Origin of the sequence: Nocardia arthritidis, from assembly GCF_011801145.1 — a bacterium.
Classification (GTDB): domain Bacteria; phylum Actinomycetota; class Actinomycetes; order Mycobacteriales; family Mycobacteriaceae; genus Nocardia; species Nocardia arthritidis_A.
Genome location: NZ_CP046172.1, coordinates 7,095,337 through 7,115,294 on the forward strand (window position 1 = coordinate 7,095,337; position 19,958 = coordinate 7,115,294).

Sequence of the window (19,958 nt, forward strand, 5' to 3'; positions counted from 1 at the left end):
CCCCAATCTGCGGCCTTATACGCTATTTCGACAGCCGTTCGAGATCGAACAATAGAATCGCGATGAAACCAGCGCCCGAGTAGTCGAATACTCGATTTCCAGAAATGGTGCCCGGTCGGTATTTCAGTCCGGTAATTCGTGGACCGGCTGCCGTTGGCCCCGCGCACGCCGACAGTATTTTGTGGACATCGGCGGCCGATGCGAGTGCGAAGTTCGACGCGTCGGCGCTCTTGCGCCACGCCATCGTGTCGATTACCGAATTCATGATCGCACCTTTCGAACAGGTGGTGCTCCCTCCTCGTCGCAAAGCGAGGTCAGCGCTACTCAAGGCTCGTTCCAGGAGCGATATCCGGCAATCGCCGTTCCGTTGAACGGACCCACCAGCATCGGCGTCGCCAGCGCATCCCTCGTGACCGCCGTCGGAATCGGCGTCGGCTACGCCCTCGGCGGTGACGACGACGATGTCACCAGTAACAGATGGGAGATCAGGTGGTCGCGCCCGACCTGCTCCAGCGCAACTCCGAATTGAACTGCGACACTGTCACGTTCGTCGATATTCACGCCCCACCCAACTTTTCGCACGCCGAAGCGCCGCACCCGAACGCTGATCCACAGCGAGCTGTGCGAGTCTCGACGAATCACTACGGCGGTAGAGCGTCTCGATGGCCGAACGAATCTCCACCTCGGCATTGCCCAACTCCGGGCGCCGGGCAAGATCGAGCACGGTCTGTTCCGGCGTAGTCACCAGCGCTGGTCCCAGTGTCGTTTCGACGCGCTCAGCGTCGAGTGCGTCGGTGTCACGACGGACAATACGAAGCTGTACCGAGCGGTCGGTCACCACTACTTCCCGGACGGCAAAACGCAATTGACCACCTAGGCCTTCACCTTCGCGGGCGGCCTGACCGCGGCCCTGCTCGCTCGCGAGCTCGGGAACGGACCGGTCGAGGGAATGCGAGCCTTCCTGAGCATGTAGCGAAAGGTGGTGGTGGACAGCGAATTCGGCGGAGTGACCGATTAGGTGGATCCGGCTGTTCGGATCGGCGACAGACCCTATTTCGTCGTTGCCGCCAAGGCACGTTCGGCGATGGTGTGCAGGAGCGGGATTAGTTCTGGGGAGTCGAGCAGGGTGTAGGGCGTCGGGAGGGTGGCGATGTTGTAGGCGACGTATTGCGGGGCGTCCGGGTATGTCGTCAGGACGCAGGTGTTTTCGTCGGCGGGTTCGAGAACGCCTGCGCGGGCGGCGATTCGGTTGGTGGCATGTTCGATCGGCTCGTGGATGAGGACGCGGGCGCTGACGGTGCCGGTGCGTTGCAGGGAGCGGGTGAGCCAGGTGGCGGCGTCCATTCCGTCGGGAAGTTCGCGGGGTGGAACACGGACGGCGGTGCGGTGGATGGTGCTGACGCGGTCGAGGCGGAAGGTGCGCCAGTCGGCGCGGTCGAGGTCGTAGGCGATGAGGTACCAGCGGCGGCCGGCGGCGACGAGCTGGTGCGGTTCGGCGTGGCGTTTGGTGATGTCGTCGCCGGATTTGGTGTAGGTGAAGCGGATTTTTTCGTTGGCGGCGCAGGAGGCGGCGAGCGCGGACAGGACTTCGGGGTCGATGGCCGGGCTGTCGGCGGCGGGCAGGACATCGGCGCGGGACAGGTCGGCGAGGCGGCGGCGCAGGCGGCTCGGCAGGACCTGTTCGAGTTTGGCGATGGCGCGCAGGGAGGCGTCCCCGATGCCGGTGACCGCGGCGTTGGCGCCGGTGCGCAGGCCGATGGCGATCGCGATGGCTTCCTCGTCGTCGAGGACGAGCGGTGGCATGGCGGTGCCCGCCGCGAGCCGATAGCCACCGATATTGCCCTGGGTGGCGTGGACCGGGTAGCCGAGGTCACGGAGCCGTTCGACATCGCGGCGGATGGTGCGCGGCGTGACGCCCAGCCGGTCGGCCAGCTCCACGCCGGTCCACTCGCGTGGGGACTGCAGCAGCGACAGCAGTTGCAGGAGTCGGCCGGACGGATCTCGCATGGTTCAATCCTGAACCTCATACAGGACATCTATTGACCTATTGATCCTACGGCGTGGCGGATCACACGTCCGGGACAAATAGGACTTTCGATGACCTATTGGACTCCTACCGTGTGTCTGGTCGACAAACCGGCGCACAAAGGAGTGAAACCATGGCGGTGCTGCAGCTGTTCACCCCGATGCTGTACGTGAGAGACTCGCTCGAAGCGATCGCATTCTACGGCGACATATTCGGTCGCACCGAAATCGCGGGCCGCGCCTGGGAATCCAACGCGTACACCGGCCAGCAGTGAACCCACTGTCACTCACGGTGCGGGCGACCTTCACCCTGCGGCCGCCCGCACCATTCGACTTCGCCACCACCACCGCCAAACCGTCGACCTTGCCCGATCCGACCACGGCGGACGAGCCGGGCACACATTGGCAGACCATGCGATGGAACGGGCAGATACTCGGAATCCGATTGGACGACAACGGTACTCGTGATGCTCCGGAGGTAGTCGGCACGCTGTTCGCCGATCGCTCACTGCCCCCACCGCTGGTCGAGTCGGTGGCACGGGAATTGCGGTGGCGCTACGACCTGGACACCGATCTGTCGTGGTTCTGCCACCATTTCGCCGACGACGCTGCGCTGGCCGGGCCGATCGAGCGGCTCGGCGGCATGCGGATCGGGACCGCGTTCTCGCTCTACGAGTGGGTGAGTGTGCTGGCGCTGTTGCAGATGGCGACGGCGGGCCGCACCGCCACGATGGTGCGGTCGGTGTTCGATGCCTACGGCAGCACGGTCGAGTTCGACGGCAAGACCTTGGCCGCGTTCTGGGAGCCGAAGGCGATCGCCGCGGCGGGTGAGCAGCCGTTGCGGGCGCTGAAGCTCGGGTATCGCGCCAAATCCCTTGTCCGGATCGCGCATTCGATCCTCGATGACGATTTCGACGAGGACGGGATCCGGGCGATGGATCGACAGCAGGCGCGAGCGAAGCTGCTGAAGCTCTACGGTGTCGGCCCGGCGTCGGTGGGTTATCTGTTGTTTCAGACCTTCCACCATTACGACGCATTCGATGTCGTGCCGCCGTGGGAGACGAAACTGTATTCGCGGCTGCTCTACGACACCGAAGACGTTGCGGCCAAAGACATTCTGACCGATATGACGCGCCGCTACGGGCGTTGGCGCGCATTGGCCGGTGCCTATCTGCTCGAAGACCTGTTCCTCCGCCACCGGAGCGAGCCCATCGACTGGCTGGCCGCGGAAATACGCATGTGACAACGAATCCAACTCTGCGAACGGGATTTTCATGAAGATAGCTTTGCTCGGAACCGGTTTCGGACAGGCACACGCCGCCGTCTACGCCGCGCGCGACGACGTCGAGGTGACGGTATTCGGTCGCCGCGCGGACGTGCTGGGCGAAGTGGCCGACCGTTTCGGCTTCACGACCACCACCGACCTGAACTCGGTATTCACCGATCCGGCAATAGAACTCGTCGATATCTGCCTGCCGACCCGGCTGCACGCCGAAATGGTGCTGCGCGCCCTCGCCGCGGGCAAGCATGTGCTCACCGAGTTGCCGCTGGCCGCCGATCTGACCGAAGCGCGCGAGGTGGCCGCGGCCGCGGCGGTGAGTGACCGGCAGGTGTTCGTCGACATGTATGACCGTTTCCTGCCCGCCAATCAACTGCTCTTCGACGCGGCCGCCAGCAAAACCTATGGCCGATTGCGGCAACTGGTGGTCGAGCAGGCGACAGCGCTGCTTTGGCCGGGCGTCAGCATCGGCGTGCATGCCATTCCGATCGAGATGATGCACGGAGATCTCGACATCATCGTCCAAACCCTCGGCGCTCCAGACGGTCTCGAGGCCATCGCGGCTGCGGGTGGTCCCGACACCGGCGTGGTCGAGGCGATCCTGGACTACCCGGATGCGATCGCCCGCTGCTCGGCTTCATCACTGATGCCGATGCCGTACGGGTCGCGCGGCGGTTATCGGGCGACATTCGAAAACGGTGTGCTGGAGGCCACTTTCACGCAGGGATTCGACGGTAAACCGTCAGCCGCCGTAACCACATACACAGCTGATGGCGAGCACCGCACCGAACTGCCTGCAGCCGACCCGTATACGGCGATGATCGATCACGTCCTGGCCTGCCTGCGCGGCGAGGTCGTCAATCGGATCGCTCCCGCCAGCGTTCTGGACACCCTCGCGGTGACCTTGGGCATCGACGCCATCGTCAATTCCCGTTGAGCCGCACCGAAATCCGGACGCGGCAATCGAATACAGGAGGTATACCGATGTACGCACTGTCACCGGGCCAGGTCGTCTGGTTCGAGTTCGGCACCCGCGATGCCGAGCCGATTCAAAAGTTCTATTCCGAATTGCTCGGCTGGACATACGAACTCGATCCGGATTCGTCCATCGACGGCCGCCGCTACATCCGGATCATCGCGCCGGGGGCACCGTTCCCGATGGGGGCGATCCACGAAACCGCTTCTGCCATCGAACAGATCAACGTCTCGATCCTGTCCGCGGATGTCGCCGCCGACGTGGACCGCTTGACGAAGCTGGGCGCGTCGGTCATCGTGCCCGCCACCCAGGTCGCCGATGTCACCTGGTTCGCCGTGCTCACCGATCCGCGCGGCAACCCCTTCTCGCTGTTCTCCCGGTCGACCAGCGAGCGATTCGAGGAACGAATGCAGACCGGTGAGCAGGCCATCGCGGAGTCCGCGTCCAAACCACTGCGCGGATCGATGGCATGGTTCGAAATCGGTTCCACCGACCCCGACGCCACGGAGCGCTTCTACACCGAAGCGTTCGGCTGGCGCTTCGAATTCGACAAGGATGCGGGCGGTAAGCAGTACTACAACATCTTCACCGGCAACCAGTGGCCGTCCGGCGGCATGTACGACCTGCGCCCCGATGGACCCGAATATCTCGTACCGTCCTTCCTCGTCGGCGATGTCGCGGAGCTGAGCGAGGCAGCCGAGAAGCTCGGCGGGGTAATCGAATTCGGCCCCGATACCAATCCCGACGGCCTCGTCTACGCCCGCCTGGTCGATCCGAGCGGCAACCGTTTCGAGCTGTTCTCCAACCCCGGAATGTGATTCACCACGAACCCGCGGGAGCCATGGCAGCGAGCTGAGGCGCACGCGCTCCCGCCGACGAACCCACCGGCAGCGGCGCCGGGTAGGGGTGATCGTGGTGCGGTGATGGGGACCGCACCACGATCACGATCCGGCGAGTTCGCGTTCCAACGGCGTGCGATAGGCGGGCGTGAATCGACGGCCATCGAGATAGGTTGCGATGCGGTCGATTTCGACCTCGATGGCTCGACGGGCGGCACGGCCGGGATCATCGAGCAGGTGCGTGGCCAATGTACCGTCGGCCCTTTGCGCCCAACCGCCGACGATACGACCGTTCCACCAGATGGTCGGGCCGATATTGCCCATGCGATCGAACAGGGCAGGAACGTGTGCCGGATCCAAGTAGAAATCGCGGTGCCGCCACCCCATCGGCGTCGGATCCAGCGCGGGCAGCATGGCCGCCGACGGATCAGGCTCGTCGATCGACTCCAGGTGGCTCGGCAACCCGTGCCCATGTTGGCCGTCATCGAAAAGAACCTCGATAGTCTCGGTGTCTCGCAACGCTTTTCGGGTTTCGGTGACCGTCCATCCGGTCCACCACTTCAGATCCGCGACCGTACCGGGACCGAAAATCGACAACCACTGCCGGGCCAATTCCACTCTGGCCTCGTCGACTGCGATGTCGGGCAACTCCGGTCCGGCGGTCCAGGCATGCTGGTTGCTGGTCCAGCCGCCGCGCCGTTCGGCGCGCACGACCCGGCCGTCCGCGGCCATCGCGAACAGCACCTCGGCCGCGAGACTGCGCCTCGACTCGTACGGCTTACCCGCCGACACCACGAATTGCCGCTGCAACAAAGGGATTTCAGCAGCGAGCTCGCGAGTGGTCACGGTGCCGCGCACCCGCAGCACCGTGAGCACCTCCTCGAGGATTCCGGCGAGCATGCCGTGATCGTCATCGAGGAACCGCGCCAGGCCCGCCGCCCTGGCCGCGCCGTGTACGCGGCTGATCGCGGCGAACAGCGTTGGCGCCAGCGCCGCCGACACGACGAAAAGTGTGCCGCGCATGGCGGTCATGCGCAGCAATCGGGACCGGTCGTACAGCGACCGTTCGATCTCCTGATGCGATGGCTCCGCCAATCGTGCTGCGGCGGAAAGATATACGGTCGCGGGATCGGTGGCGTGCAAGGCGAGTACGCGATCGACCACCGCATCGGTCGAGATATTCCGTGCGTCCGGTGCAGGCAGGTGCCGGGTCGTCAGCAACGCCCGGCGGTGCGCATCGGAGATCGGCATCCCGGTCACGCGATCGTTTCCTCGTCCACCCGGAGCACATGGCGCAGCACGGCCGCGACCGCGGCCCGGTCAGGCGGGCCGCCTTGGGCCAAGCCGTTGAGGATCAGCCCCGTCATCGCGTGCATCCCGGCGGCCGCGGTGACCGGGTCGAAGTACCGGCCCAGTGCCGTCGTCGACAGCTCGACGAACCGATCCGAATGCGGGCGCAGCGCCGGTCGCCGCGCGGCCGCCGCGTAGAGCTCGAATTCGAGCAGTTCGCGTTCCCGATGGTCACCGAAGCAGCGCAGGACCGCGTCGGTGAGCGCCGCGCACACCTGCCCCGGCGTGGCGTCACCGTGTTCGGCGGCCCAGTCGGCCAAGTAGTCGGCGTAGCGTTGCACGGCCAATTCCAGTGCGGCGCCGATGAGATCGTCGCGATCGGCGAAGTAGTAGGTGGTCGAACCGAGCGGTACACCTGCCGCCTCGGCGGCGGCGCGATGGGTAAGTCCCTCGATACCGCGCTCGGCGATCACCGTCATAGCCGCGGCGGCGATGTGGTCCCGGCGGCGAACGCCGTGCCGCGCGGCTCGGCCGCCTTCCTCGATATGTGACACCCGTCTCCCTTGTCTCGACGAAAATCGGTCTGTACATCAGTACAGTACATGTGTACATTCAATTCAGCTACCGACCTGCAACTCGAAGACAGGTTCGAAAGGAGGCTCCTTGAACGCCATCGCACCCAATATCGGCGTGACCGACATGCGGGCCACGATCGCCTTCTACACTCGGCTCGGATTCACTGCTCTGCCCGCGACGGGCGGACCGAGGGTGTTGCTCTACGACGGCGACTTCGCGCTGATGCTGACGCCGGAAAAGGCGCTCCGCGGCTGGCTGAAACCGCATCAGGACGCACCGGTGGGCATGTTCGGAATCCTCTACCTCGGCGTCGACGACTTCGAGCGCACCGTCGAGAACTGGCGGCCGCACGTCGAGGTAGTCAAAGACGTCGCGCGCACCGCCGCCGGAGGACCACCGGCGTTCTACTTCCGCGATCCGGACGGCTACGTCATCGGCGTCAGCCCCAAACAACAGATCCGAAAGGAACAGGCATGAATATCGTCGACGTCGCGGCACGCTGGGCACGGCAGTATGAACAAGCGTGGGGTGCAATGGATCTCGCACGAATGGGCCAGCGCTATGCACCAGACTGCGTCGGCCAACACCCCTTCCAGGACGTGGTGAAAGGCCGTGACGCACGGGTGGCGAATCTGGCCCGCATCTTCCCCACCGTCGAACGCTACGAGGTGCGCTTCGGCACGCCCTATACCCGCGACAACAGCTCCGCGGTCGAATACTGGGTCACCAGCTACGGCATCGATGGCTCCGAGCTCACCCTCGCCGGCGTCAGCCTGCAGGAGCACACCGCCGACGGCTCGGCCACCAATGTGCGCGACTACCTGCTCATGCAACCCGGCATTCACACCCCACCCATCACCTGGAACAAGTAGAAGGGATCACTCATGAAGATCGCCGTACTCGGCACCGGCGGCGGCGCCCGCTGCCACACCGCCAAACTCCTCGAACTCGGACACGATGTGTACGTCGGTACCCGCAACCCCGAAGCAACCCTCGGAAATACCGAGCCGGACCAGATGGGCAACCCGCCGTACCGGGACTGGGCCGCCGAACACCCAGGCGCCACCCTCGACACCTTCGGGGCCGCCGCCGCGGCGGCCGATGTGGTGATCAGCGGTATCGCGGGCGGGCACGCCGTTGCCACCCTCGGTGCGATCCGCGAGAATCTGAGCGGGAAAACGCTCATCGACTACGCGGTCCCCTACGTCTATGACCACGATTCGGCCCACAAATGGCCCACCCCTTGGGGATTCATGCCGCTGCTGGATCCGGCCGACAGCGACAGCCTCGCCGAACAGATCCAGCGCGCTCTTCCCGACACCCGGGTCGTGAAAAGCTTCGTCACCCAGGAGCAGGAGACCGTCGTCGACCCGAAATCGGTCGGCGGCGGGGACCACACCATGTTCGTCGCAGGCGATCATGATGACGCGAAAGACGTTGCCATCCAGATACTTCGAGAGTACGGCTGGACGAACATCCTCGATCTCGGCTCGCTGGTCACCGCACGAGGATTGGAAATGTACGCGCACTTCCACGCCGCCGTCGGACTGGCCCTCGGGCGCACCTTCGGCGTGAAGATCGTCTGACTCAACCACTTTCACCATTTGGAAGGAGCACGACAATGACGTTCGCACCTTGCCTCAGCGTAAAGGACACCTCGGCCAGCCTGGATTTCTACAAGACTCTCGGATTCGAATTCGATTCCAGCACATCGCATCCCGGTGACGACATTCACATGATGTTCTACGACGGCCAGTTCTGCGCGATGATCTACCTCAACGATGACCTGAAGACCTGGCTGCCGGTTCTCGCCGACACGCCCATCGGCTGCGCGGGCATGTATTACCTCGGCGTCGACGATCTCGAGGCAACCTTCGCCCACATTTCCAAACACGCCGAAATCGTGAAACCCATTACCAAGGAACCGAACAACGGCCAAACCATGTTCTATTTCCGCGACCTCGACGGGTACGTCATCGGCGTCAATCAGAACCAACCGGCGCCGAACTGAGCGAGGGGTGACTGGGTCCGGACCCACCCGGACCGGACCCCGTCGAGAGCTGGTAAAACCACCCGCGCTATCCGGGGTATGGCGATCCGAATAGCTGAATACAATTTTCGGCGATTGTCGTTCCACCGCTCACTCGTGAACAACCGTTACTATAGTTCTGGTTTTCTTGTTGACAAGCTCGGTGCGGAGAGTTCGCGCCGAGCGATCCGAATAGCGCTTCAACCGTAGGAAATCCGGCCAGATCTTCGAATCGAGACTGAAAGTCACGTATCGGCCTATTCGAGAGGAGTGCGGGTGGTGGACAATGCTCGTGCCACGATCCCCCAGGCGCCCGGAGCTCTTCCGATCATCGGTCACGCACGTCAATTCCTGAGTGCCCCATTGCGATTCGTTTCCGAACTACCCCGTTACGGCGATGTGGTGCGGATGCGGCTCGGACCGAGTCGAGTCGATTTCGTCTGCGATCCGGCGCTCACCAACACGGTGCTGCGCGACGATGCCACCTTCGACCGCGGTGGCGTCCTGTTCGACCGGGTGCGTGAGATCGTCGGTGAGGGGCTTGGCAATTGTCCACACAGTGAGCACCGCTGGCAGCGGCTGATGTTGCAGCCCGTGTTCACGCCCGCGAAGGTTCGTGAGTATGTGCCGCTCATGGCCGAGCAGATCGATGCCGTCACCCGGGGTTGGCGGGACAGCCAGGTGCTCGACGTGCTGGCGGAGACATCCCTGATCACCTCGAAAACCCTTGTGGCCACGCTTCTTTCGAGTTCACTGCCGGAATCCGTTTCCCGCGCGGCCCATGACGATCTCCAGGTCATCACCAATGCCGTAACCCGTCGCATGCTGATGCCTCGGGTGTTGGACCGGCTGCCGACACCGGGAAAACGCCGCTACGACCGTGCCCGGAAATGCCTGCGCGACACGGTAACCGCGATCGTCGACGATCGCCGCAGCAACGCCGACGACCGCGACGACCTGATCTCGACGCTGCTGGCCGCCCGCCATCCCACCGGGCGGCCGCTGACCGATACCGAGATCTTCGACCAGGTGGTCTCGTTCTTCCTGGCGGGCACCGAGACCACCGCCGACGTGCTGGCCTGGGCCGCGCACCTGGTGTCCACCGATCCCGGCATACAAGCCCGGCTACACGCCGAGGTCGATACGCTCCCTGCCGAATTCGCTGTTACCGCCGAGGATCTCGACAGGCTCGAGTTGACCGGCCGAATCATCACCGAGACGCTACGGATGTACCCGCCGCTGTGGTTCCTCACCCGCACGGTGACCGCGGACACCGAACTCGGCTCGAATGTCATCCCTGCGGGCAGCACCGTCGCCTACAGCGCCTATCTCCTGCACCACCGTCCCGATCTCTACGAACACCCCGACCGATTCGACCCCGACCGGTGGCTACCCGAGCGAGCCGCGGGCATCCCCCGCAACGCTTCCATCCCCTTCGGCACCGGACGCCGCAAATGTATCGGCGACGGGTTCGCGGTCGCCGAAACGACCCTCGCCCTGGCCACCATGATCCGTCGCTGGCAGCTGGAACCCCTTGCGGGCCAGCATGTCCGGCCCGCCCGGGTCGGCATGCTCCGGCCGCATGCCCTCCGGATCCGCGTCCGATCGCGGCCTGCCGCGCGTTGACGGCCGCGGTGACCGCGCCCGACGGCCCGGCTACGGCCGCGGTGGCCCCTGTTCGATGCGACGCAGCGTGGCGTCGGCGTTCTCCAGGGTCGAGTTGTAGGGCATGGCCTCGTTCCACCAGGTCACTCCGGCCTCGGCCAGCGGGCCGACGATATCCGCGGCTCGGTCCAGGTCGGTCGGGCCGCCGAGCACCAGATCTATTGGGACGGATTGTGTTGTCGCGCTCCGGATTTCATCGATCCGGTGGCGCCAGGTGCGGACGGTGCGCGGGGCGGGGAGCCGGAAGCCCGGTGCGGGGAGGGCGCCGTCGCAGCGTGCGATGCGGGCCATGACGTGCGGGTTCTTCCAGTCGCCGCCGACCCAGATCGGGATCCGGGGCCGCTGGATCGGGGTGTAGGGGAAGTCGATGTCGTCGATGGTGATGTGGCGACCGTGGTAGGTGACCGGTTTGCCGGTGACGATCAGGTCGAGGGCATCGAGGCTTTCGTCGAGGATCGCGGCGAGCGTGGCCCGCGAGGTGGGTTCGCCGAACGCGCCGTATTCGTCGGGGATCGGATCGCCGGAGCCGACCCCCAGGATCATCCGGCCCTCGGTCAGATGGTCGAGAGTGGTTATCTCCTTGGCCAGCTTGTGGATTCGGCGGCGCGGCAGCGGGGTGACCGCGGTGCCGAACCGGATGCGGGTGGTGACCATCCCGGCCGCGGCGAGCAGGATCCACGGGTCGGCGATGCGGGAGTGCCGCCATTTCTCGCCGACGAGCGCGTCCCAGGTCAGCAGCCCGTCCCAGCCCGCCGCCTCGACCGCCTGCGCGCAGCGGGCGAAGACCCGGGGTTCGGCGAAATCGCCGAAGTTCGGGATGGTGAACGCGTATCGGATGTCCTCGCCCGGTCGCACGCCGGTGGCCGTGGCGTCGATGGGATTCGTGCGAACTGTCATGTGCTCGTTCCTTGTTCGGCTACCAAGTGGCTGCCGTCACGCTAGAGCGGTATTAGGTCGTTAACCGACCTATTGGCGCTCTAGCGTCGCGGGTCGGACGTCACCGTGGCGTCGACTCGGACCGGAAGGATTTCGCATGGCCGAGCGCTCGCAGGTCGCTCATCCCGCGCAGTGGATCGTGCTGGAGGGCGCGCGCGAACACAATCTACGGAACGTGTCGGTGCGGATTCCGAAGAATACGATCACCGTCTTCACCGGCGTCTCGGGGTCGGGGAAATCGTCGCTGGTATTCGCCACCATCGCGGTCGAATCCCAGCGGCAGCTCAACGAGACCTTCACCACCTTCGTGCGAAATCGGTTGCCACGCTATGAGAAACCGGATGCCGACCGGATCGCGGGCCTGAGCACAGCGGTGGTGGTCGACCAGACGCCGATCGGCGGCAACGCCCGCTCGACCGTCGGAACGGTCACCGACATCTACTCGATCATCAGGGTGCTGTTCTCCCGCGCCGGGAAACCGTCCGCGGGCATGGCCACCATGTACTCGTTCAATACCCCGGAGGGCGCATGCCCGCGGTGCGCCGGACTCGGCCGGGCCACCACCGTCGACCTCGACGCGATGATCGACAAGTCGTTATCGCTTAATCAAGGGGCGCTTCGGTTTCCGCTGTTCGCCGTAGGAATGGTGCAGTGGCACATGTTCGCCCAATCGGGGCTGTTCGACCTGGACAAGCCGCTGGAACGGTATACGGAAGCCGAATGGCGACACCTGATCGACGGTTCCGACACCGAGATCAAAATCCGCACCAAGGGCGGCGCGAGCACCACCTACGAGGGGCTGGTGGACAAGTTCAACCGGCTCTATCTCAACCGGGACCTTTCGACCTTATCGGAGCGGACGCGAAAAGCGGTGGAGCAGTTCACAACCCAGGGATTGTGCCCACTGTGCCGGGGTGCGCGGCTGAATCAGGCGGCGTTGCGCACCGAGATCGACGGGTACACCATCGCGGACTACTCGGCCATGGAGGTCGCCGAGCTCATCGAGATTCTCGGCAAGATCGATCATCCACTCGGCACGCCGCTGGCCGAGCAGGCCATCACCGGATTGCGCCGGCTGGCCGATATCGGTTTGGGCTATCTGACACTCGGCCGGGAGACGCCGACCCTGTCCGGCGGTGAGGCCCAGCGCTTGAAGATGGTCCGCTTCCTCGGCTCCGCACTGACTGGGATGACCTACATCTTCGACGAGCCCAGCGTCGGGCTGCATCCCCGCGACGTGGGTCGAATGAACAAGCTGTTGCGGGAATTACGCGATAACGGCAATACGGTGCTCGTCGTCGAGCACGACCGCGACGTGATCGCCATCGCCGACCATGTCATCGATATGGGCCCGGCGGCCGGTCGGCACGGTGGCCTGATCGTCTACGAAGGCGATTACCGCGGCTTGTGCGGGGCCGATACGGCGACCGGCCGGGCGCTGCGCCGCGAACGCCCCATGAAGACCGAATTCCGCACCCCCACCGGATATTTGCGGGTCGAGGGAGCCGACCTGCACAACCTTCGCGATATTGCCGTCGATATCCCCACCGGTGTGCTGACGGTGTTCACCGGCGTCGCGGGCTCCGGTAAATCCACGCTGGTGTCGGAGGTGTTCGCCGCCGAGCATCCGGAAGCCGTCGTGGTCGACCAGGGCGGTCTCGGCTCGTCGCCGCGCTCGACCCCGGCCAGTCACCTCGGGGTGATGGACGGTATCCGAAAAGCGTTCGCACAGGCCAACTCCGTCGACGCGGGCCGGTTCAGCTTCAACAGCACGGGCGCCTGCCGAACCTGCGGCGGCCGCGGCGAGGTCACCGCCGATATGGCGTTCATGGACCCGGTCACCACCCGCTGCGAACGCTGCCGGGGTACCCGTTACGACCCCGACGTGCTGGAATACACCTTGCGCGGCAAGAATATCGTGCAGGTGCTCGGCCTCACGGCCGAGGAAGCGGCGCGGTTCTTCACCGAATCGACCGTGCGCCAGCGCATCAGCACCCTGGTGGCGGTCGGCCTCGGCTATCTCACACTGGGACAGCCGCTTTCGACATTGTCCGGCGGGGAACGCCAACGGTTGAAACTCGCCGGTGAGCTCGAAAAGTCCGGTGGCATCTACATCCTGGACGAACCGACCACCGGACTGCACATGTCCGATATCGACACCTTGCTGAAGCTACTCGACCGGATCGTCGACGCGGGCAATACCGTGCTCGTCATCGAACACGATCTCGATGTCATCGAACACGCCGACCACATCATCGATCTCGGCCCGGACGGCGGTCGGCACGGCGGCCGTGTCGTCTTCCAAGGCACGCCGGTCGAGTTGCTCGCGGCGGCGAATTCGCATACCGCCGACTATCTTCGGCGTGATCTCGGATATGACCTCGCGGAGTGACCGAGTCAGGTGCCGGTGATGCCGCCCAGCTCGGCGGCCACCGCGGCCAGCTTCTGTTGTGCGAACAGCAGTTCGACGGGGTCGTTGGCACCGATATGGATGCCGAGGCGTCCGGCGAAGCCGGTGATGACGTAGAAGGGTGGCACCGGCATCCGCACCGGTGGGCAGAAGGCGGCCGGACGGAACTCCAGCGCCACCAGCTCGACCGGCAGCCGGAACTCCGGGATACGGCCCCAGTTCGAGGAATTCACGATCGGGTAGCTGGTCTGCTCCAGTTCCGGTGGAAGCCCCGGGATACGGGCCCGGCGCTGCACGGTCCCGTCGGACAGATCGGCGGTGCCACGGTCAGTGATGTCGCGGGCGAGGTCTGCGAGGTCAGCTCGATCCGAACGTGCTTGGAAGAGAACGGTTCCCAGCATTGTCGTGCCACCGAGCACGGCAACCGGTGGGACCAGTCGGTGGCGCAGGTCGGCCGCGTACAGGTAGACGATCTCGGAGACCGCGACACCGCGCCGGGTGGATTCGGCGCGCAGAATGGCCGCGGATATCAGGCCGTTGACGGTCAGCCCGTGCTGTCGGACATACGCGAGCATCCGGTCCGTCGCATCGGATTCGAAGCGGTGGTGGGCGAAGATCGCGGGCTTGTCCGAGATCGGGAGAACGGTCCCGGTAGACCGCACCGACGCACCTCCGCCCGCCGCCGGGAACCCGCGATCGGTCAGCACCTGCTCCAAAGACTCCGGGTAACAGTGGTTTTCGAGTCCGACACGCGTCGATTCGTACAGATCCGTATAGAGCGACCACAGCTCGTCGAAGATCGCCAGCGAGTGGTGTGCGTCGGCAATACCGTGATGGGTCAGCAGGGTGACCGATGTTCGGTCGCCATCGCGGACCAGATGCAGTCCGGCCAATGCGCGGGCGGGATCCATTTCCGAGCCGGCCAATGGTTGGTCGATGTCCCCGCGCACGGTGGTGATCTCGGCCGCGTCGCCGGACGCGACCAGGAGGTATTCGTCGCCCTCGGATCGCAGCCTGGTGGCCAATATCGGAATCGACCGTCGCAGTAGTTGGAACGCGAGCCGCAAACACCCCTGATCCAGCGGCCCATCGACGATCAGCGAATACCCGGTGAAACCGCCCATCTGGACGAAGGCCGCCTCGGTCGGCGCCAGCGGGCGCACGATGCTGTCACTGCACATGGTGCCTCTCCTGCCATTTCCGTTGTTCCGCAACAAGTTCGGGCCCGCACGCACGGGTCGGCAATGATCTCCGGCTGTGAAATTACTTCGGCAATAGGTCCGCCAACGACCTGGTTGCCGATCAATTGCCGAATGACGCACATCACATTCCCCGGCCATCCAATAGGACCGTCAAGGACCTATTGATTTCTTACTTTGATGTCCATCAGCTATTACCGACACCGAAGACACGAAGCAGGCTCACCGAGGAGGTATCGCGATGGACGCAACATCAACCGGTCAGGTCAGCTGGTTCGAGTTCCTGACCCCCGATCCGACGGTGCTGGAGAAGTTCTACGGGCAGCTGCTCGGCTGGACCTTCGAATCCGGCCCCGGCGGCACCGACGTGCGCATTCTCGCGCCGGGAGCCGCGTCACCGATGGGCACGCTCGTCGAAACCGATTCCGGCGGCGACCATCTCCGGGTTGCCATCTCCTCCGCCGACATCGCCGCCGATGTCGCGAAGCTGGTCGCGCTCGGTGCGTCGTTGGCCGGACCGGTAACCGAGCGCTCCGCACTTCTGGCCGACCCGCGTGGCAACGCCTTCACCCTGGCCTCCGGCCCGCAATCCGCGCCCGAATTCCCGCCGCGGCACGGTTCGCTGGCGTGGTTCGAACTCGGTACCACCGAGCCGAAGTCCGTCGCAGCCTTCTACACCGAGGCTTTCGGGTGGCGCTTCGAATTCGACGAGAACGCGGGCGCGCAGTACTACAACATCTTCACCGGTCCGCAGTGGCCGACCGGCGGCATGTACGACCTGCAACCCGACGGCCCGGAATACCTCATTCCCGCTTACCTGGTCGGCGATGTACCAACCCTCAGCGAGGTTGCCGAAACACTCGGCGGCGTCGTCGAATTCGGCCCCGCCGGCTGCCCCGACGGCCTGCTCTACAGCCGCGTCATCGACCCCAACGGCAACCGCTTCGAGATCTTCTCCGCCCCAGGTATGTGACCGTGCGGCATTCGGCGCCGGGTTCCCCGGAACACGGCGCCGAATATTGTGTACGGATCGGGAATTCGAATCCGCGGCGCAGGCGGACCGTGAATGTCCTATTGGGGCGCGACGATCGGCGGTATGGCCCACCTGTTCGATATCGAATCCGAGGAGCACGAGGTCGCACCGTTCGGCGGCATGACCTTTCACGAGGTGTGTGCCAAGACGCTGCTCAACCGGCTGCCCGGCGCGGCGGCCGGAGGCACGGCATGGACTTTGAATCCCTATCGCGGCTGCGCGCACGCGTGCACGTATTGCTTCGCGCGGACCGGGCACAAACACCTGGGATTCGGGATCGGCGAGGATTTCAGCCGTCAGATCGTGGTGAAAATCAATGCCGCGGAGGTGCTGCGCGCGGAGCTGCGGCGCGGGCGGGCGCGCGGGGATTGGGTGATGGTCGGCACCTCCACCGATTGCTATCAGCGGGCCGAGGCCAGATATCGGCTCATGCCCGGTATCTGGCGGGCGCTCGCCGACCATCGGGTCAACTTCACCACGACGACGAAAAGCGCGCTGCTGCTGCGCGATATCGAATTATTCGCCCAGGCGGCCGAGCGCGCGCACGTACTGGTGATGGTCTCGCTGGGGTCGCTCGATGACCGGGTCCGGCGCGCCTTCGAGCCCGCCGCCGCGCCGCCGAAGGCGCGGTTGAATGTGATCCGGGCCCTGCGGGCTGCCGGTGTTCCCGCTGGAGTGCTGATCGCGCCGATCATCCCGCACGCGGGCGACCACCCCGCGGCACTGGACGCGCTCGTCGATGCCTGCGTGGAAGCCGGTGCGGCGGTGGTGTTTCCGGATGTCATGCGGATCAAAGCGGCGCTGCGGCCGTGGTTCCTCGACCAGGCCGCCGCGGGACTGCCGCCTCGGCTCGCGCGACAACTGACCGATAGTTACGGGCGTCGTCGCGCCATGCCCGACGACTATGTCGAGCGCGTCACCGGGCATGTCCTCGCCCGTGCTCGCGGGCACGGACTGCCAGTCTGGCAGGACTACATCGACGAACGCAGCGGCAGACAGCCGGACCCTGCTCACCAATTGCGGTTGTTATGAACAGTTTTCATGGCGATACGGTTGATTTTCCGTTGGGCCGCAGGCATTTTCGGGCTGATGCCGATCCGGTACCCGTTGGGATCGCGAAAGCAGAACATCGGTGAACCAGCGGACCCCTGTTCGATCCGCGTTACGAACGGCCGCATCCGACGCACAGTCCCCTGATAATCGTCCACCGCGATCCGCACCCACCCGAACAGCCTGATCCGCCTGACCGCGGCGGGGATCCGGCCACCTGCGGCGCCCCCTCTGACCAGTGTCAACATCACCGCACCGTCGAACACCAACGCGATCGGACCGTCGGCGGTGGGCAGCACGGCGAAGCCGAGCCTGCGATAGAAGGCGATCGTGTCGGTCATATCGACGACGGCGACGCAGGGCGCGGCGGTGTCCACCTGTTCCTCCTCGGATCGCGAGCGTTGCCAAAGAGTTGCCTGGTGGTCAATGTACGCTTGCGCTGTACATCAGTACACATCTGGATGCCGAGCACGATGAAGGACCGCATGCCGCCAGTAGCCCGCCGCCGCCACGCCGACAAACCACGCCGGGAGGTCATCGCGGAAGCCGCCGAGCGCGTGCTCGCCAAGCGGGGCGTGGAGGGTTTGACCCACCGCGCGGCCGCGGAAGAGGCGGGTGTTCCGCTGGGCTCGACGACCTATTACTTCGCGGATCGCGACGATCTGATCGGCGCGGCGGTGGAACGGATGGTCGACCGCTACGCCGCCTACCTCGACGATTGGGCGGCCGAACACGGTGCGGATACGCCGTATCAGGTGGTGGAATCGCTGGTCGACGCGGTCATGCGGTGCTTCGGGGAGCAGCGCGAGCAGCAGACCTTCGAATTCGAGCTGTACGTCGCGGCGGCTCGGCGACCGGGCCTACGCCCCGTGGCGGATCGGTTCACCGAGCTGTCGATGTCCGCATTGGCGCCACATCTGGAGCCCGTCGCGGCGCGGGCGGCAATCACCGCGATGACCGGTTTGATCCTGCACGGCATGGCCGCGCAAACCTCGCCCGACCGGGCGGAAGTCGCCGCGGTGCTGCACTACGCGGTGCGAACATCGCCATAGCAGGCCGTAGAGGATTTGTGCCCCAGATCACACGGCAACCATCCGGCTAATAGGATCTCGAGTGACCTAATGGGCTCATAGCTTCTCCGCATGACTATCGCAGACATCACCCGAGAACGTGCGAAGGCCGACCCCCGGCGGTGGTTGGCTCTGGTCGTCCTCTTGGCGGCGGCTTTCATGGACGCGGTGGATGTGACCGTGGTGCACATCGCCATCCCGAATCTGGTCCGCGATATCGGCGCCACCTCGGCGCAGGTGCAGTGGATCACCGGCGGCTACGCGCTGGCATTCGCGCTCGGACTGATCACCGGCGGCAGGCTGGGCGACATGTTCGGCCGCAAGCGGGTCTTCCTGTTCGGTGTCGCGGCGTTCACCCTGACCTCACTCATCTGCGGCATTGCCAGCGGACCCGAGATGCTGCTCGTCGGCCGGGTGCTGCAGGGCGCGAGCGCGGCAATGATGGTGCCACAAGTACTTTCGATCGCGCACGTCACCTTCGCCGAGGAGGAACGCGCCAAGGTATTCGGTATCTACGGCTCGGTGCTCGGCCTCGGCACCGTCGCCGGGCCGCTGATCGGCGCGACCCTGGTCGAATCGAATCTGTTCGATTTGCATTGGCGGCCGATCTTTTTGGTGAATCTCCCATTGGGCATCCTCGGGCTGATCGCGGGTGCGCTCGTGGTGCGCGAGTCGAAGTCCGAGCACGCGACGAAGCTGGACCTGCCGGGCGTCGCGCTGGTCACCACCGGTTTGTTCATGCTGATGTTGCCGCTCACCCAGGGACGCGAATTGGATTGGCCCGCATGGTCGATCGCGATGCTGATCGGCTCGGTGCCGGTGCTCGCACTGTTCCTGGCCTACGAGTGGCGGCTCGCGCGCCGCGGCGGTCAGCCGCTGGTGCCGCTGACACTGTTCCGTGCGCGGACATTCTCCGCCGGGTTGGCCGTGCAGCTGTGCTTCGGGCTCGGCTCCGGGGTGTTCTTCCTCGCCTGGATCCTCTACATGCAGATCGGGCTCGGCTGGTCGCCGATCAAGACCGGACTCGCGGGCATCCCGCTCTCGATCGCGTTGATGGCCGGTGCCGCGGTGTCGACCCAGGTGCTCGTCCCGCGCTTCGGGCGCACCGTACTCCAGTTCGGCGGGCTCATCGCCGCGTGCGGCGCGGTGCTGTACCACGTGCTCGTCACGCACGACGGCGCCGAAATGACGGTGGCGCAGACCATGATTCCCGCGTGCCTGCTCGGTCTGGGATTCGGGTTGATCATCGCACCGCTTGCCGATCTCACCCTGTCCACCGTCCCGCACGAGCACGCCGGATCGGCATCCGGGCTCTTCAACACCCTCACCCAACTCGGTCAAGCCCTCGGCATCGGCATCTCCTCGCTGGTGTTCTTCGGCCGCCTCGACGCGGGTGACAGCATGCCCACCGCGTTCGGCTACTCGCTGTGGTATGTCGCAGCCGGATTCGTCATCGCGTTCGTGCTGCTGTTCGCACTGCCCAGGGCACTGCGCCCGGCCCCAGAGGCCGCACCGGCCGTCTGATAACCCCGTTCCGGCACTCCGCAGGAGGTCGTCATGCACAGCAACGACATGCTGATC

General features: G+C 65.1%; 23 protein-coding genes. 15 read left to right on the forward strand and 8 right to left on the reverse strand.

Annotated elements, in window-relative coordinates; all coding sequences use genetic code 11:
* Window positions 1-22: 22 nt before the first annotated feature.
* Entirely contained in the window at window positions 23-265 is a 243-nt protein-coding gene (locus F5544_RS31930; RefSeq protein ID WP_167476623.1) for a hypothetical protein, read from the reverse strand.
* A gap of 102 nt (window positions 266-367) precedes the next feature.
* On the opposite strand from F5544_RS31930, the gene F5544_RS31935 reads away from it, so the two are divergent.
* Window positions 368-529, forward strand: coding sequence for a hypothetical protein (locus F5544_RS31935; RefSeq protein WP_167476624.1), 162 nt, complete (start codon window positions 368-370; stop codon window positions 527-529).
* A 12-nt stretch (window positions 530-541) separates the two neighbouring features.
* On the opposite strand, the gene F5544_RS31940 is transcribed toward F5544_RS31935, so the two are convergent.
* The gene (locus tag F5544_RS31940; RefSeq protein WP_167476625.1) at window positions 542-865 is read right to left on the reverse strand and encodes a type IV toxin-antitoxin system AbiEi family antitoxin; all 324 of its coding nucleotides are present in this window, start codon (window positions 863-865) and stop codon (window positions 542-544) included.
* 185 nt (window positions 866-1,050) lie between these two features.
* Window positions 1,051-2,007 (reverse strand): helix-turn-helix transcriptional regulator, encoded by a 957-nt coding sequence (locus tag F5544_RS31945; RefSeq protein WP_167476626.1) that lies wholly within the window; start codon window positions 2,005-2,007, stop codon window positions 1,051-1,053.
* Window positions 2,008-2,159: 152 nt separating this feature from the next.
* On the opposite strand from F5544_RS31945, the gene F5544_RS31950 reads away from it, so the two are divergent.
* From F5544_RS31950 to F5544_RS31965, 4 genes are read left to right on the forward strand one after another with little or no spacing between them, the layout of a single operon-like run.
* Window positions 2,160-2,300: a hypothetical protein gene (locus tag F5544_RS31950; RefSeq protein ID WP_167476627.1), complete on the forward strand. Its 141-nt coding sequence runs from the start codon at window positions 2,160-2,162 to the stop codon at window positions 2,298-2,300.
* Window positions 2,297-3,268 (forward strand): DNA-3-methyladenine glycosylase family protein, encoded by a 972-nt coding sequence (locus F5544_RS31955; RefSeq protein WP_167476628.1) that lies wholly within the window; start codon window positions 2,297-2,299, stop codon window positions 3,266-3,268. Before F5544_RS31950 ends, F5544_RS31955 begins: the two co-directional genes overlap by 4 nt.
* Window positions 3,269-3,299: 31 nt before the next feature.
* Entirely contained in the window at window positions 3,300-4,241 is a 942-nt protein-coding gene (locus tag F5544_RS31960; RefSeq protein WP_167476629.1) for a Gfo/Idh/MocA family protein, read from the forward strand.
* Between the two features lie 47 nt (window positions 4,242-4,288).
* A complete protein-coding gene (locus tag F5544_RS31965) occupies window positions 4,289-5,098 on the forward strand; it encodes a VOC family protein (protein ID WP_167476630.1) in 810 nt (269 codons plus the stop codon).
* Window positions 5,099-5,221: 123 nt separating this feature from the next.
* On the opposite strand, the gene F5544_RS31970 is transcribed toward F5544_RS31965, so the two are convergent.
* Both F5544_RS31970 and F5544_RS31975 read right to left on the reverse strand, forming a co-directional pair.
* Window positions 5,222-6,370 carry a winged helix DNA-binding domain-containing protein gene (locus tag F5544_RS31970; RefSeq protein ID WP_167479609.1) on the reverse strand — a complete coding sequence of 383 codons (1,149 nt, stop codon included), beginning with the start codon at window positions 6,368-6,370 and terminating at the stop codon, window positions 5,222-5,224.
* Between the two features lie 5 nt (window positions 6,371-6,375).
* Complete coding sequence (locus F5544_RS31975) at window positions 6,376-6,963, reverse strand: TetR/AcrR family transcriptional regulator (protein ID WP_167476631.1); 588 nt, start codon at window positions 6,961-6,963, stop codon at window positions 6,376-6,378.
* Between the two features lie 109 nt (window positions 6,964-7,072).
* Between F5544_RS31975 and F5544_RS31980 the strand changes: the two genes are divergently transcribed.
* The 5 genes from F5544_RS31980 (at window position 7,073) to F5544_RS32000 (ending at window position 10,640) form a co-directional block, all read left to right on the forward strand.
* Complete coding sequence (locus F5544_RS31980) at window positions 7,073-7,462, forward strand: VOC family protein (RefSeq protein WP_167476632.1); 390 nt, start codon at window positions 7,073-7,075, stop codon at window positions 7,460-7,462.
* Window positions 7,459-7,857, forward strand: a complete 399-nt coding sequence (locus F5544_RS31985; protein WP_167476633.1) for a nuclear transport factor 2 family protein — start codon at window positions 7,459-7,461, stop codon at window positions 7,855-7,857. The genes F5544_RS31980 and F5544_RS31985 overlap by 4 nt, the downstream gene beginning before the upstream one ends.
* 12 nt (window positions 7,858-7,869) lie before the next feature.
* A complete protein-coding gene (locus F5544_RS31990) occupies window positions 7,870-8,571 on the forward strand; it encodes an NADPH-dependent F420 reductase (protein WP_167476634.1) in 702 nt (233 codons plus the stop codon).
* A gap of 35 nt (window positions 8,572-8,606) precedes the next feature.
* Complete coding sequence (locus F5544_RS31995) at window positions 8,607-8,996, forward strand: VOC family protein (protein ID WP_167476635.1); 390 nt, start codon at window positions 8,607-8,609, stop codon at window positions 8,994-8,996.
* A gap of 294 nt (window positions 8,997-9,290) precedes the next feature.
* The gene (locus F5544_RS32000) at window positions 9,291-10,640 is read left to right on the forward strand and encodes a cytochrome P450 (RefSeq protein WP_238846767.1); all 1,350 of its coding nucleotides are present in this window, start codon (window positions 9,291-9,293) and stop codon (window positions 10,638-10,640) included.
* A 30-nt stretch (window positions 10,641-10,670) separates the two neighbouring features.
* Here the strand turns inward: F5544_RS32000 and F5544_RS32005 are convergent, their stop codons facing one another.
* A complete protein-coding gene (locus tag F5544_RS32005; RefSeq protein ID WP_167476636.1) occupies window positions 10,671-11,576 on the reverse strand; it encodes an LLM class flavin-dependent oxidoreductase in 906 nt (301 codons plus the stop codon).
* Between the two features lie 136 nt (window positions 11,577-11,712).
* Here F5544_RS32005 and F5544_RS32010 point away from each other — a divergent pair, with 136 nt between their 5' ends.
* Window positions 11,713-14,007 (forward strand): ATP-binding cassette domain-containing protein, encoded by a 2,295-nt coding sequence (locus F5544_RS32010; protein WP_167476637.1) that lies wholly within the window; start codon window positions 11,713-11,715, stop codon window positions 14,005-14,007.
* A 5-nt stretch (window positions 14,008-14,012) separates the two neighbouring features.
* Here the strand turns inward: F5544_RS32010 and F5544_RS32015 are convergent, their stop codons facing one another.
* Complete coding sequence (locus F5544_RS32015) at window positions 14,013-15,206, reverse strand: phthiocerol/phthiodiolone dimycocerosyl transferase family protein (RefSeq protein ID WP_167476638.1); 1,194 nt, start codon at window positions 15,204-15,206, stop codon at window positions 14,013-14,015.
* A gap of 259 nt (window positions 15,207-15,465) precedes the next feature.
* On the opposite strand from F5544_RS32015, the gene F5544_RS32020 reads away from it, so the two are divergent.
* A complete protein-coding gene (locus F5544_RS32020) occupies window positions 15,466-16,197 on the forward strand; it encodes a VOC family protein (RefSeq protein WP_167476639.1) in 732 nt (243 codons plus the stop codon).
* Window positions 16,198-16,290: 93 nt separating this feature from the next.
* Window positions 16,291-17,289 carry a radical SAM protein gene (locus tag F5544_RS32025; protein WP_167476640.1) on the forward strand — a complete coding sequence of 333 codons (999 nt, stop codon included), beginning with the start codon at window positions 16,291-16,293 and terminating at the stop codon, window positions 17,287-17,289.
* On the opposite strand, the gene F5544_RS32030 is transcribed toward F5544_RS32025, so the two are convergent.
* Window positions 17,268-17,684 carry a VOC family protein gene (locus F5544_RS32030; protein WP_167476641.1) on the reverse strand — a complete coding sequence of 139 codons (417 nt, stop codon included), beginning with the start codon at window positions 17,682-17,684 and terminating at the stop codon, window positions 17,268-17,270. The genes F5544_RS32025 and F5544_RS32030 overlap by 22 nt on opposite strands.
* Before the next feature lie 108 nt (window positions 17,685-17,792).
* On the opposite strand from F5544_RS32030, the gene F5544_RS32035 reads away from it, so the two are divergent.
* Window positions 17,793-18,359 carry a TetR/AcrR family transcriptional regulator gene (locus tag F5544_RS32035; RefSeq protein ID WP_203217395.1) on the forward strand — a complete coding sequence of 189 codons (567 nt, stop codon included), beginning with the start codon at window positions 17,793-17,795 and terminating at the stop codon, window positions 18,357-18,359.
* Between the two features lie 90 nt (window positions 18,360-18,449).
* Window positions 18,450-19,901 carry an MFS transporter gene (locus tag F5544_RS32040; protein ID WP_167476642.1) on the forward strand — a complete coding sequence of 484 codons (1,452 nt, stop codon included), beginning with the start codon at window positions 18,450-18,452 and terminating at the stop codon, window positions 19,899-19,901.
* Window positions 19,902-19,958 lie beyond the last annotated feature (57 nt).

Excerpts from the sequence above, each read along its gene's own strand:
- F5544_RS31930 (WP_167476623.1), bottom strand. The coding sequence starts at position 265 with ATGAATTCGGTAATCGACACGATGGCGTGGCGCAAGAGCGCCGACGCG.
- F5544_RS31945 (WP_167476626.1), bottom strand. The coding sequence starts at position 2,007 with ATGCGAGATCCGTCCGGCCGACTCCTGCAACTGCTGTCGCTGCTGCAG.
- F5544_RS31950 (WP_167476627.1), top strand. The coding sequence starts at position 2,160 with ATGGCGGTGCTGCAGCTGTTCACCCCGATGCTGTACGTGAGAGACTCG.
- F5544_RS31960 (WP_167476629.1), top strand. The coding sequence starts at position 3,300 with ATGAAGATAGCTTTGCTCGGAACCGGTTTCGGACAGGCACACGCCGCC.
- F5544_RS31965 (WP_167476630.1), top strand. The coding sequence starts at position 4,289 with ATGTACGCACTGTCACCGGGCCAGGTCGTCTGGTTCGAGTTCGGCACC.
- F5544_RS31970 (WP_167479609.1), bottom strand. The coding sequence starts at position 6,370 with ATGCCGATCTCCGATGCGCACCGCCGGGCGTTGCTGACGACCCGGCAC.
- F5544_RS31985 (WP_167476633.1), top strand. The coding sequence starts at position 7,459 with ATGAATATCGTCGACGTCGCGGCACGCTGGGCACGGCAGTATGAACAA.
- F5544_RS31990 (WP_167476634.1), top strand. The coding sequence starts at position 7,870 with ATGAAGATCGCCGTACTCGGCACCGGCGGCGGCGCCCGCTGCCACACC.
- F5544_RS31995 (WP_167476635.1), top strand. The coding sequence starts at position 8,607 with ATGACGTTCGCACCTTGCCTCAGCGTAAAGGACACCTCGGCCAGCCTG.
- F5544_RS32005 (WP_167476636.1), bottom strand. The coding sequence starts at position 11,576 with ATGACAGTTCGCACGAATCCCATCGACGCCACGGCCACCGGCGTGCGA.
- F5544_RS32010 (WP_167476637.1), top strand. The coding sequence starts at position 11,713 with ATGGCCGAGCGCTCGCAGGTCGCTCATCCCGCGCAGTGGATCGTGCTG.
- F5544_RS32015 (WP_167476638.1), bottom strand. The coding sequence starts at position 15,206 with ATGTGCAGTGACAGCATCGTGCGCCCGCTGGCGCCGACCGAGGCGGCC.
- F5544_RS32020 (WP_167476639.1), top strand. The coding sequence starts at position 15,466 with ATGGACGCAACATCAACCGGTCAGGTCAGCTGGTTCGAGTTCCTGACC.
- F5544_RS32025 (WP_167476640.1), top strand. The coding sequence starts at position 16,291 with ATGTCCTATTGGGGCGCGACGATCGGCGGTATGGCCCACCTGTTCGAT.
- F5544_RS32035 (WP_203217395.1), top strand. The coding sequence starts at position 17,793 with ATGCCGCCAGTAGCCCGCCGCCGCCACGCCGACAAACCACGCCGGGAG.
- F5544_RS32040 (WP_167476642.1), top strand. The coding sequence starts at position 18,450 with ATGACTATCGCAGACATCACCCGAGAACGTGCGAAGGCCGACCCCCGG.